The sequence below is a fragment of the Silicimonas algicola genome (assembly GCF_003148765.1).
In the GTDB taxonomy this organism is placed as follows: Bacteria; Pseudomonadota; Alphaproteobacteria; order Rhodobacterales; family Rhodobacteraceae; genus Silicimonas; species Silicimonas algicola.
Genome location: NZ_QGGV01000008.1, coordinates 173,629 through 185,852, shown reverse-complemented (window position 1 = coordinate 185,852; position 12,224 = coordinate 173,629). Strand labels below are relative to the sequence as shown.

12 protein-coding genes are annotated in these 12,224 nt (G+C 66.2%); 8 read left to right on the top strand and 4 right to left on the bottom strand.

The window, feature by feature from the left end:
• From C8D95_RS22110 to C8D95_RS16560, 5 genes are all read left to right on the top strand, one after another.
• Positions 1 to 1,095 (top strand): hypothetical protein (locus C8D95_RS22110; protein ID WP_170121491.1); only part of this gene is annotated, 1,095 nt, incomplete at its 5' end.
• 127 nt (positions 1,096 to 1,222) lie between these two features.
• Complete coding sequence (locus C8D95_RS16575; protein WP_109760322.1) at positions 1,223 to 2,476, top strand: sarcosine oxidase subunit beta family protein; 1,254 nt, start codon at positions 1,223 to 1,225, stop codon at positions 2,474 to 2,476.
• 12 nt (positions 2,477 to 2,488) lie between these two features.
• On the top strand, positions 2,489 to 2,749 hold the full coding sequence (locus tag C8D95_RS16570; RefSeq protein WP_109760301.1) for a sarcosine oxidase subunit delta: 261 nt from the start codon (positions 2,489 to 2,491) through the stop codon (positions 2,747 to 2,749).
• The gene (locus C8D95_RS16565; RefSeq protein WP_109760300.1) at positions 2,746 to 5,670 is read left to right on the top strand and encodes a sarcosine oxidase subunit alpha family protein; all 2,925 of its coding nucleotides are present in this window, start codon (positions 2,746 to 2,748) and stop codon (positions 5,668 to 5,670) included. Before C8D95_RS16570 ends, C8D95_RS16565 begins: the two co-directional genes overlap by 4 nt.
• Positions 5,663 to 6,211: a sarcosine oxidase subunit gamma gene (locus tag C8D95_RS16560; RefSeq protein ID WP_241239821.1), complete on the top strand. Its 549-nt coding sequence runs from the start codon at positions 5,663 to 5,665 to the stop codon at positions 6,209 to 6,211. Before C8D95_RS16565 ends, C8D95_RS16560 begins: the two co-directional genes overlap by 8 nt.
• On the opposite strand, the gene C8D95_RS16555 is transcribed toward C8D95_RS16560, so the two are convergent.
• The gene (locus tag C8D95_RS16555; RefSeq protein ID WP_109760299.1) at positions 6,208 to 6,684 is read right to left on the bottom strand and encodes a GFA family protein; all 477 of its coding nucleotides are present in this window, start codon (positions 6,682 to 6,684) and stop codon (positions 6,208 to 6,210) included. The genes C8D95_RS16560 and C8D95_RS16555 overlap by 4 nt on opposite strands.
• A gap of 107 nt (positions 6,685 to 6,791) precedes the next feature.
• On the opposite strand from C8D95_RS16555, the gene dnaG reads away from it, so the two are divergent.
• Entirely contained in the window at positions 6,792 to 8,744 is a 1,953-nt protein-coding gene (gene dnaG, locus C8D95_RS16550) for a DNA primase (protein WP_109760298.1), read from the top strand.
• A gap of 112 nt (positions 8,745 to 8,856) precedes the next feature.
• A complete protein-coding gene (gene rpoD, locus C8D95_RS16545) occupies positions 8,857 to 10,836 on the top strand; it encodes an RNA polymerase sigma factor RpoD (protein WP_109760297.1) in 1,980 nt (659 codons plus the stop codon).
• On the opposite strand, the gene C8D95_RS22105 is transcribed toward rpoD, so the two are convergent.
• The 3 genes from C8D95_RS22105 to C8D95_RS16530 all read right to left on the bottom strand — a co-directional run bounded on the left by C8D95_RS22105 (position 10,830) and on the right by C8D95_RS16530 (position 11,838).
• A complete protein-coding gene (locus C8D95_RS22105) occupies positions 10,830 to 11,114 on the bottom strand; it encodes a hypothetical protein (protein ID WP_170121490.1) in 285 nt (94 codons plus the stop codon). The two genes, rpoD and C8D95_RS22105, sit on opposite strands and share 7 nt — an antisense overlap.
• Positions 11,115 to 11,215: 101 nt before the next feature.
• Positions 11,216 to 11,590: a type II toxin-antitoxin system death-on-curing family toxin gene (locus C8D95_RS16535; protein ID WP_109760295.1), complete on the bottom strand. Its 375-nt coding sequence runs from the start codon at positions 11,588 to 11,590 to the stop codon at positions 11,216 to 11,218.
• Positions 11,587 to 11,838, bottom strand: a complete 252-nt coding sequence (locus C8D95_RS16530; RefSeq protein ID WP_109760294.1) for a hypothetical protein — start codon at positions 11,836 to 11,838, stop codon at positions 11,587 to 11,589. The genes C8D95_RS16535 and C8D95_RS16530 overlap by 4 nt, the downstream gene beginning before the upstream one ends.
• Before the next feature lie 121 nt (positions 11,839 to 11,959).
• Here C8D95_RS16530 and C8D95_RS16525 point away from each other — a divergent pair, with 121 nt between their 5' ends.
• Positions 11,960 to 12,217: an HlyU family transcriptional regulator gene (locus C8D95_RS16525; protein ID WP_109760293.1), complete on the top strand. Its 258-nt coding sequence runs from the start codon at positions 11,960 to 11,962 to the stop codon at positions 12,215 to 12,217.
• Positions 12,218 to 12,224 lie beyond the last annotated feature (7 nt).

Sequence of the window (12,224 nt, the reverse complement as noted above, 5' to 3'; positions counted from 1 at the left end):
ACATCGCGCGCGACCGCGATGCAGATCCTGCAGGCCAACATGCCGGCCTCGGTCTATGGCGAGGTCCTCGACGAAGAGGCGATCCAGTTCGGCGAGTACGACCGCGCCACCAAGATCTTCACCGTTGATGAAGACAGCCGCGACGCCGTGATGGTCGAGACGAGACGCCTGTCGAGCAACGGCAACCCCGTCGGCACATTTCTTCTCCACCTCGTCGGCCTCAACCAATGGGATGTGAAGCGTCAGAGCGTGTTCGAGACCTTCTACCCGACCTGTCTAGTGGAGGGCTTCGTCGCCCAGGGGGTTGTCGACATCCAGTCGAACAACTCTTACTACAACGGATTCTGCATCCACTCGAACAGCCACGTCGAGATCAACCAGAACAACTTTTTCGAGGCCGGGACCGTCGTGTCGATGCCCGACACGGACGACCTCGTCGTGCCGAATGACGGCCTGAGCGAGGAAAAGAACGAGGGTCTCGAAAAAGCGCTGCGCGAGGGCCGCTGGTTCATCAAGATCCTGGACCGTCTCAACAGGGTACGCCTAGGCGTGCAGATCAAGGACAGCGACTACGCCCAGACGTACATCAGCTCCTACACGCCGCTGACCCTGACAGCTACGACGGTCAATCCCAGCGATTTCACCAGCGGGCGCATCCACAAGTCGTCCTGCACGAACAGGCTGACGTTCAACCCGGGTGTCTACAAGAACATCGTCGTGATCGCAGATTGCGACATGGTCTTCAAGAACGGGGCCGAGTTCCAGGACGCCGTCATCATCACGAAGAGCACCGCGGCAAAGGCCATGAGCGCGCCGAACAACCTGGTCCTCGGGGCGAAGGACAACTGTGCCGAAGGCGGTGGCGCGATCCTCGTGTCCTATGGCGGTGTCGAAGTCGCATCATCGCTTGAGATGCACGGCAGCCAGATCATCGCCGCAGGCAACGTCGAGTTCCAAGCGAACGCTGACGGCATCCGAGGCGCATCCATCGTGGCGGGCGGCCGCATCGACGGCACGTCGAACATGAACTTCGCCTTCTGCGGCAGCGGCATGTCGCACATCTTCAAGGCGAAGTACATGCGCCTCGCCGGCTGACGGACACTCCAGGATTGCGCAAAGGCCGGTCCGCAGGGTCCGGCCTTTTCGTTTCGCGCAAGCGATGCGTCATCCCACGTCGCAAACGGACATTGCGCGCCACCGCGCCGTTTGGTTCTCTGCTCACATGAGATACAGCGGCGCCAGGGTGATCCTCGAGGGCCTGCGCGGGCAGCGCGGCTGGCGACCCGCCTGGCGCGAGCCCGCGCCCAAATCCGACTACGACATCGTCATCATCGGCGGCGGAGGCCACGGCCTTTCGACCGCCTACTACCTCGCCCGGGAACATGGCGCGAAAAGCGTCGCGGTGCTCGAAAGGGGCTGGCTCGGCAGCGGCAACATCGGCCGCAACACCACAATCGTGCGTGCCAACTACTACCTGCCCGGCAACTCGGAATTCTATAGCCATTCCCTGAAGATGTGGGAGGGGCTGGAGCGCGAGCTGAACTACAACGTCATGCATTCGCAGCGCGGCCTCATCAACCTGTTCCACTCCGACGGCCAGCGCGACGCCTTCGCGCGCCGCGGGAACGCGATGGCGAACCAGGGCGACGACGCGATCCTCCTCGACCGCGACGGTGTGCGGAAACACCTGCCCTACCTCGACTTCGACAACCCGCGCTTTCCCGTCTACGGCGGACTTCTGCACCCGCGCGGCGGCACCGCCCGCCATGACGCCGTCGCCTGGGGTTATGCCCGCGCCGCCGACCGCCGCGGCGTCGACCTGATCCAGAACTGCGAGGTCACCGGCATCGACGTCCAGAACGGGCGCGTGACCGGGTTGCAGACAACGCGCGGCTCGATCCGCGCGAAAAAGGTCGGCATCGTCGTCGCGGGGCGCTCGTCCCAGGTGGCTGCGATGGCGGGCCTCCGGCTGCCGATCGAAAGCCACGTCCTCCAGGCCTTCGTGACCGAGGGGCTGAAGCCCGTCATCAACCACGTCGTCAGCTTCGGCATGGGCCACTTCTACATCAGCCAGTCGGACAAGGGCGGACTCGTCTTCGGCGGCGACATCGACTTCTACCCGTCCTATGCGCAGCGCGGAAACCTTCCCATGGCCGAGCATGTGATGGAGGCGGCGATGACCCTGATGCCCGTCATCGGCCAGGCCCGCGTCCTGCGGTCGTGGGGCGGCATCATGGACATGACGCCCGACGGCTCGCCCATCATCGACAAGACCGGGATCGACGGTCTCTACATCGACTGCGGCTGGAACTACGGAGGGTTCAAGGCCGTCCCCGCCTCGGGCTTCGCCTTCGCCCACCTGATCGCGCAGGACCGTCCGCACCGCATCGCCGAACGCTTCCGCCTCGACCGCTTCACGACCGGCCGGGGCCTGATGGACGAGGAGGGCACCGGTGCGCAGCACAACCTGCACTGAGGCCGCGACGCCATGCGCCTGACCTGCCCTCACTGCGGCGAAAGAGACCTGCGCGAGTTCGCCGCGCGCGGAAGCGCCGTTGTCCTTTCGCGACCTTCCGCAGGGGCATCTGCCGAGGAATGGGCGGATTACCTGCACATCCGCGACAATCCGGCCGGTGAGGCGCGCGACCTCTTCTACCATACCCCCTGCGGCCTCTGGATCGAGGTCACGCGCAGCACGATCACCCATGCCGTCATCGCCGCGCGCCCGGTCCGGGAGGCGAAACCATGAGGTTGGAGGGCAGGGGGCAGATCGACCGGGACCACCCGGTGCGCTTCACCTTCGACGGCCGCGTGATCGACGCCTTCCGCGGTGATACCGTCGCCTCCGCCCTCATGGCGAACGACATCCGCGTCGTCGGTCGATCCTTCAAGTACCACCGCCCGCGCGGCCTCTACTCCGCCGGGTCGGACGAGCCGAACGCGCTGGTCACGACGGGCCGGGGCAGGGACGCCCTTCCGAACGTCCGCGCGACGATGCAGGAGGTCTGGGAGGGTCTCGACGTCACCAGCCAAAACCGCTGGCCGTCGCTCACCCGGGACGTGGGCGCAATCAACGACCTCTTCTCGCCCTTCCTCGCGGCGGGCTTCTATTACAAGACCTTTATGTGGCCCCGCGCCTTCTGGGAACGGGTCTACGAGCCCCTGATCCGCCGCGCGGCCGGCCTGGGGCGCCTCTCGGGCGAGGCCGCCCGCGACGCCTCCGAGAAGGCCTTCGCCCATTGCGACGTCCTCGTGATCGGGTCGGGACCGGCAGGTCTGATGGCCGCGCTGACCGCGGCGCGCGCCGGGGCGGACGTGATCCTCGCCGAAGAAGACAGCCACATGGGTGGGCGCCTCTTGTCCGAGACCGACACCATCGGCGGACTGAGCGGCCCACAATGGGTGGGTTCGGTCCTGAACGAACTCACAGCACTGCCGAACGTCCGCGTGATGGAGCGGACGACCGTCACCGGCGCCTACGACCAGGGCACCTACGGCGCGCTCGAGCGCGTGTCGCTTCACCGTCCGCCGGGCCGCGCGCCCCGCGAGTGCTTCTGGCGGATCGCCGCGACGCGCACCATCCTTGCGGCTGGCGCGCTGGAACGCGGGGTCGCCTTCCCCGGCAACGACCGGCCGGGCGTGATGCTGGCGTCAGCGCTGCGGACCTACGTCAACCGCTGGGGCGTGGCCCCGGGTCAAAGCGCCGTGGTCTGGGGCAACACCGACACCGCGCACCGCACGGCCCGCGACCTGGCGTCCGCGGGCATACACGTCGCCGCGGTGATCGACGCCCGCGCCGACGCGACCACGACGGGCGACTGGCCCTTCTATCCGGGCGGCGAGGTCCTGAGCACGCAGGGCCGCCTCGGCCTCAAGGGCCTCCAGGTGCGCCACGGCCGCCGCGAATTCACCGTCTGGACCGACTGCCTGGCCGTGTCGGGCGGCTGGAACCCCTCGGTTCATCTTGCCTCCCACATCGGGTCACGTCCCGTCTGGCGCGACGACATCCAAGCCTTCGTCGCTGGTCCCGAGCCTGTCCCCGGCATGGACGTCGCCGGGGCAGCGAACGGCATCTTCGACACCGCCGGATGTCTTGCGGACGGCCTGCGCGCCGGGAACGTCGCCGTGCAGGCCATTGGACTTGAAACACATTCCCCTGACCTGCCGGACGCCGAGGCGACGCCCTACGCGATCACGCCGCTGTGGGAGGTCGAGGGCAAGGGCCGCGCCTGGCTCGACCTCCAGAACGACGTCACGACCAAGGACGTCCGTCTTGCGGCGCAGGAGAACTTCCGTTCGCCCGAACATATGAAGCGCTACACGACGCAGGGCATGTCCCCCGACCAGGGCAAGGGCTCGAACGTCACCGCGCTGGCCGTCCTCGCCGCCGCGACCGGCGCTACCGTCGCCGCGACCGGCACGACGACGTACCGCCCACCCTTCGTCCCCGTGACGATCTCGGCCATGGGGGCAGGGGCCAAGGGCAAGGGCTTCGCGCCCGAACGCTTCACGCCGGCCCATGCCGCCGCCGTCGAACTGGGCGCGCCGATGATCGAGGCGGGGCTCTGGTACCGCCCGTCGTTCTTTCCCTTGTCCGGGGAACGGGTCTGGCGCGAAAGCTGCGACCGCGAGGTGCGCATGGTCCGCGAAAGCGTCGGCGTCACCGAGGTCTCGACCCTCGGCAAGATCGAGGTCATGGGCCCCGACGCGGGCACCTTCCTCGACGTCGTCTACACCAACACGATGTCCTCCCTCGCCGTGGGAAAGGTCCGCTATGGGCTGATGCTGCGCGAGGACGGACACGTCATGGATGACGGCACCGTCGCGCGGCTGTCCGAGGATCGTTTCGTCCTCACGACCACCACGGCGGCCGCAGCCGAAGTGATGCGTCACCTGGACTTCGTCGCACAGGGTCTTCGGCCCGGCCTGAACCTCCGCACCGTCTCGGTCACCGAGCAATGGGCGCAGTTCGCCGTCGCAGGCCCGCGAAGCGAGGCTCTGGTGCGGTCGATCCTCGACGACCCCGCCGCAGGCGTTCTGCCGTTCATGGGGTGCACCGAAGCCTCGATCTCCGGTACGGGGGTTAGGGTGTTCCGCATCTCCTTCTCGGGCGAGAAGGGATATGAGATCGCCATACCCTCCGACCGGGGCGAGGCGCTGTGGCGCCTCCTCCTCGCCCATGCCCGGATGCTGGGCGGCGGCCCCTACGGCCTCGAAGCGCTAAACGTCCTTCGGATCGAGAAGGGCTTTCTGACCCACGCCGAGATGAACGGCCGCTCCACTGCCTTCGACCTCGGATTGCAGGGAATGATGTCGGCGAAGAAGGACTTCATCGGCAAGGCGCTCGCCGCCCGTCCCGGCCTTCTGGGCGAGACGCGCGAGCAACTCGTGGGCCTGCGCCCGGTCGGTGCCGCGCGAATGCTGACGGCGGGCGCATACCTTTTCGGCGAGGGTGCTGCTGCCACGCGCGAGGCGCAGCAGGGCTTTACCACGTCGGTCGCGTGGTCGCCCACGCTCGACACCTTCTTAGGGCTCGCCTTCCTCGTGAACGGCCGCGCGCGCCACGGCGAACGCCTGCGGATGGTCGACCACATGCGAAACGTGGAAGCCCTTGTCGAAGTCGGGCCTCCCTGCGCCTTCGACCCTGACGGAGGGCGGATGCGTGGCTGAGTTGATCGCACGGACCCCGGCTCATGCCGACCTGCCGCAACCTGTCGAGATCGGCCGCACCCGGATCGCAGAGGTGGTTCTCGGCCCGGTGACGTGGATTGCACCCTTCGACGGCCAGGAAAAGGCGGTGACGGCCGCGCTCAGGGCCGCCGCAGGGGTCGCCTTTCCGAAGCCCGGACAGGTCACGCGGAAGGGCAGCGTCCGCGCCCTCTCCGTCGGTCCGGGACAGGCGTTGCTGATCGGGGCGACCGTGACGCCCGATGGCGCGGCAACGACCGACCAGTCGGCGGCTTGGTGCGCGCTCTCGCTGTCGGGCGAGGATGCGTGCGCCGTCCTCGCCCGCCTGACGCCGCTCGACCTGCGACCCTCGGCCTTCGCCCTCCACCGGACTGCGCGCACGATGGTCGGTCACATGACCGCCAGCCTGACGCGGACAAGCGAAAACACATACGAGATCATCGTGTTCCGCTCGATGGCTCACACACTTGTCCACGACCTCACGCGCGCCATGCGCCATGTCGCGGTGCGCGCCGCTCTCTAGGTTCCGGCCAGCGCAGCCTCTCGGCGGGCCTGGCTTTCTTCCGGCCAGACTTCGGACCGACGGTAGAACCTGTCGAACGATTGAACGCCCTCCGGCAGCACGACCCAGGGAAGCTTAGAGCAGGTGTAGATGTGGACATCCGGAGGGAACGCGGAGCTCTCGTCCATCGTCCCGACTCTCACGAAAAGGAACCGAGGGCCGAACCCGGAGTAGACGCTCCACACCGCCACGTGACACGTCTTGCAGCGCGTGATGATCTGACCGTTTCCGCTGTCGGAGGGCGTCAGGGTGTCTTGGGGCACGCCCGCCAGCACCTCGACCCGCTTCCGCTCGATCAGCGCGTTCAGGACGAAGGCCGATCCCGTCTCGCGCTGGCACGAGGTGCAGTGACAGCAGTGCGTATAGAGCGGGCGGTCCGTAAGGGCGAAGCGGACTTCGCCGCAAGTGCAGCGTCCTGTGGCAGCATGTGTCATGGGCGGCTCCTTTTCCACAGCCTGACATGCGCCCCGCCGCCTGTCGCCACGAAAGGGCGTCGCCGGGGCCGCTGGACTTGCACCGGGCGTGGGCCGATAGTCGGTCCATGAGCCTGCCCCCCGGATTCCTCGACGAGCTGAAGACGCGCGCCTCGCTGACGCAGGTGGTGGGCCGCAAGGTGTCCTGGGACCAGCGGAAATCGAACCAGGGCAAGGGCGACATGTGGGCGCCGTGCCCCTTCCACCAGGAAAAATCCGCCAGCTTCCACGTCGACGATCGCAAGGGCTATTACTTTTGCTTCGGCTGTCATGCGAAGGGCGACATAGTCAGCTTCGTGCAGGAGACCGAGAACGTATCCTTCATCGAGGCGGTCGAGATCCTCGCCCGCGAGGCCGGGATGCCGATGCCCGCCCGCGATCCGAAGGCGCAGGAAAAGGCCGACCGGCGCACACAGCTGATCGAGGTGATGGAGCAGGCGGTGCAGTTCTACCGCCTCCAGCTTCGCACCGGTGCTGCGTCCGCGGCGCGCGACTACCTCGGCGGGCGCGGGCTGTCCGACGACACCCAGACCCGTTGGGAGATCGGCTTCGCCCCCGCCGGCTGGCACGCCCTTTGGCAGCATCTGCGCGGCAAGGGCGTGGCCGAGGACCTGATCCTGTCCGCCGGGCTGGCCAAGACCTCGCAGCAGGGCAAGGAACCCTACGACGTCTTCCGCAACCGGATCATCTTCCCGATCCGCGACGCCCGCGGCCGCGCCATCGCTTTCGGCGGCCGGGCAATGGATTCCGCGGAAAGTGCCAAGTACCTGAACTCGCCCGAAACCGAGCTTTTCGACAAGGGCCGGAGCCTCTACAACCACGGCCCCGCGCGCGAGGCCTGCGGCAAGGGGAAACCCCTGATCGTCGCCGAAGGCTACATGGACGTCATCGCCCTCTCCGAGGCCGGATTCACCGCGACCGTGGCCCCCTTGGGCACCGCAGTGACGGAAGACCAGCTTCAGCTTCTCTGGCGCATGAGCGACGAGCCGATCGTGGCGCTCGACGGCGACGCGGCCGGCCTCCGCGCGGCCATGCGCGTGATGGACCTGGCCCTGCCGCTTCTCGAGGCCGGCAAGTCACTCCGCTTCTGCCTGATGCCCGAAGGCATGGACCCCGACGACCTGATCCGCGGCCAGGGACCTGCGGCCATGCAGCGGCTGGTCGACGCGTCGGTGCCGCTGGTCCAGCTTCTCTGGCGGCGCGAGACCGAAGGAAAGTCCTTCGACAGCCCCGAGCGCAAGGCGGCGCTGGACCGGACCCTGCGCGAAGCGATTCGCAAGGTGCGCGATCCCTCGCTGCGCCGACACTACGGCGACGAGGTGAATCGCCTGCGCCGCGCGCTATTCGACCCCCGTCCCGAATCGGGACGGCCGTTCAAGCCACGCGGTCCGCGCGGGATGCGCTTCGCCCCGCCCGCGACGCCGACCGTCGAGACCAAGGCGAGCGCTCTCGCCGCAGCCGGCGCGCCCTTCGAGGAGACGCTGCGCGAAGCAGTGATCCTCGCCACGCTCGTCATGCATCCCGAGCTTGTCCACGACTTCCTCGCCGACCTCGAACGGCTCGACACCTCGACCCCCGAACACGAGGCCGTGCGCCGCGCCCTGATCCAGTGCAACGGCGGCGGGCGCGAGGAAATACAGACAGTTTGCGGCGCAATTGCCCTTGAAAAGCTGTTCCATCCGCGCCATGTCCGCATCTCTCCTGCCTTGCAGCCCGGCATGGACGCCGAGACGGCGCGCCTGTCCGTGGCCGAGGAACTGGCGAAGCTGGCCGCCCGCCGCGGCGCCCGGCGCGAGATCGAGGACGCGGTGCGCGACATCGACGGTCTCGTCGACGAAGGCCTGACATGGCGGCTGGGGCAGGCGGCGGAAGCCAGGAACCGGACCGACAAGGGTGGGCACGAGGACCGGGCCGAATACGACCTCGGCCCGAACGGAGCGCGGCTCCGTCGCGACGAGAAACAGACTTTCGAGGCGCTCATCGGGCGAATCGACTATTCGAAAGGCCGGGGCAGGCCGTAGCTCTGCGGGATCACCCGCAAAAGAAGCGCACGACCTCGGGTTGCGAATCGGTGTATCGCGCTGGATGATTCGGCGCGGGGCGAATCAGGACTTTTAACGCGGGAGTGGCTGCATGGCTGCCAAGGACACCAGCGACGAGCAGAAGACCGAGGAGCAGGAAGGCGAAGTCGTCCTCGACCTGAGCCAGGCCGCCGTCAAGAAGATGATCGGCGACGCCCGCACCAAGGGCTACATCACCTACGACCAGCTCAACCGTGTCCTGCCGCCCGACCAGGTCTCCTCCGAACAGATCGAGGACGTGATGTCGATGCTCTCCGAAATGGGCATCAACATCATCGAGGACGAGGAGGACGCCGACGAGGATGGCGAGTCGACCGAGGTCACCCAGGCCTCGACCTCGCGCGAGGTCACCATCTCGCAGGCCGAGACCGAGAAACTCGACCGCACTGACGACCCGGTGCGCATGTACCTGCGCGAGATGGGCTCGGTCGAGCTTCTGTCGCGCGAGGGCGAAATCGCCATCGCCAAGCGCATCGAGGCCGGCCGCAACACGATGATCGCGGGCCTCTGCGAAAGCCCGCTGACCTTCCAGGCCATCACGATCTGGCGCGACGAACTTCTCAGCGAAGACATTCTCCTGCGCGACGTCATCGACCTCGAGACCACCTTCGGAAGCTCGATGGGCGACGAGGGCGAGGTTGCGCCTGTGGTCGACGCCGCCGGTTCGGACGAGACGCGCCGCAAGTCCGACGAGCCCGAACTCGATGCCGACGGCAATCCGATCCGCATCGAGGACGACGACGACGACGAAGACGCGGCCAACATGTCGCTCGCCGCGATGGAATCCGCGCTCAAGCCGCGCGTTCTGGAAATCCTCGACCGGATCGCGGGCGACTACGGCAAGCTGTCCGACATGCAGGACAGCCGCATGTCGGCGACCCTGAACGAGGACGGCAGCTTTTCCGACAAGGAAGAGAAGAAGTACCAGAAGCTCCGCTCCGAGATCGTCGTGCTGGTGAACGAGCTTCACCTCCACAACAACCGGATCGAGGCGCTGATCGACCAGCTTTACGGCATCAACCGCCGCATCATGTCCATCGACTCGTCCATGGTGAAGCTCGCCGACCAGGCCCGCATCAACCGCCGCGAGTTCATCGAGGAATACCGGGGCTACGAGCTTGACCCGACCTGGATGGACCGCATGGCCGACAAGGGCGGGCGCGGCTGGCAGACCCTGATCGAGCGGTCGACCGACAAGATCGAGGAGCTGCGCGGCGAGATGGCCCAGGTCGGCCAGTACGTCGGCGTCGACATCCCCGAGTTCCGCCGCATCGTCCAGCAGGTCCAGAAGGGCGAGAAGGAAGCCCGTCAGGCCAAGAAGGAAATGGTCGAGGCGAACCTCCGGCTGGTGATCTCGATCGCCAAGAAATACACGAACCGTGGCCTGCAATTCCTTGATCTCATTCAGGAAGGCAACATCGGCCTGATGAAGGCCGTGGACAAGTTCGAATACCGCCGCGGCTACAAGTTCTCGACCTACGCGACCTGGTGGATCCGTCAGGCCATCACGCGCTCCATCGCCGACCAGGCCCGAACGATCCGCATCCCGGTCCACATGATCGAGACGATCAACAAGCTCGTCCGCACCGGCCGCCAGATGCTCCACGAGATCGGCCGCGAGCCGACGCCCGAGGAGCTGGCAGAGAAGCTGCAGATGCCGCTCGAGAAGGTCCGCAAGGTGATGAAGATCGCCAAGGAGCCGATCTCGCTCGAGACCCCCATCGGCGACGAGGAGGACTCGCAGCTCGGCGACTTCATCGAGGACAAGAACGCCGTCCTGCCGCTGGACTCGGCCATTCAGGAGAACCTGAAGGAAACCACGACCCGCGTGCTGGCGTCGCTGACGCCGCGCGAGGAGCGGGTGCTGCGCATGCGCTTCGGCATCGGCATGAACACCGACCACACGCTGGAAGAGGTGGGCCAGCAGTTCAGCGTGACCCGCGAACGGATCCGCCAGATCGAAGCGAAGGCGCTGAGGAAGCTGAAGCATCCGAGCCGGAGCAGGAAGCTGCGGAGTTTCCTGGATCAGTGAGGCTGCTTTACGCCAGTTTGGTCGCTTTCGTTGGCTCGCCAACGTTTGCGGCCATTCAGGTTTTCAAGTGCAGCTTTCCTAAAGAGAAGTTCGAATTCTTTATAACGATTTACGACGACGGTGCGCCCGTTCGCATTGGCGTTGATACGGGTGTTGGAAATCAAGGTGTCTCTTTTGTGGATGAGTTGACTGGGGCAATCTCCGTAATCGATTTCATCGATAAGGGGCGGTTTCCCTCGGCGCTGACTACAATTTTGCCGCAAGGCGACGCCGTTCACAGCCGTCACAGCTTGTCAGTGGATGCACTGATGCTTGAGTCTCAGATGCGTGGTACGTGCGTGATGCGTAGGATCGAATAAGGGTGCCGTAGGCCGGCACTTCACCCCGCCGCCCGCTCCCTCAGCCACTCCGCCAGATCCCCGTCCTCCACGAACCCCTGCGCGCAGTGGACGATCATGGCGCCGACATCCTCTGCCCGCCAAGTGATCTCCACCCCGTTCAGATCAAGGCACGCATCCATCACCCAATGCGCCGTCCGCATGTTGCCTTCTTGGAAGCAATGGCTCCGCGAGATCGCCACCGCATAGGCGGCGGCAACGTCAAACACGTCCTCGACCAGCCCATAGGCCAGACGGTTCTCCACCCGCGCCAAGGCTCCCTCCAGCGACTTGTCCCGCGCCCGCCCCGCCAACTCTCCGGGATTCAGCACCTCGTCGTGGATCGCATCGACCAGTTCGGCCGACAGGAGCCTCATTTGTCCTTCAGGTAATCGAGCACCGGCTGCACCCGTTCACGCGACTGCGCCAGGCTCTCCCGCAGCTCCTCCATCGTCGCGACCTGATGCTCGCCGACCTGCTCCACCGCCTCCTGCGGCACCAGATAGCCCACCACGGCCGAGTTCTTGAGGATCGCCACCGGCTTCCCGCCGGACCGCGCAAGGACCTTGTGAGGTTCGCGCAGTTCCGTGATCGTGGCGATGTGGGGCGTCAGAAGGCGGGCCATGGATGGCTCCATACGTATGAGAATGTATATTAGAATACACGTTTTGGCGTGAATTTCAACCCGGTCTTCCAAAGGCGGCAGGAATGGGCGATCTTCCTTCAACCAGACAGGAGGTGCGACCATGTCCCTATTCTCCCGCCTCTTCGGCGGCGCCAAGGAGCCCTTGCCCGAGCCCGAAACCTACGAAGGCTTCACCATCACACCCACGCCGATCAAGGAAGGCCAACGCTTCCGCCTCTCGGCCCGGATCGAGAAGGACGGCCGTACCCATACCCTCATCCGCGCCGACGTGGTCGAGGACATCGACACCGCGAACTCGATCTCCACCGCCAAGGCGCGTCAGTTGATCGACGAGCAGGGCGACCGCCTGTTCGGCTGAACCGCAC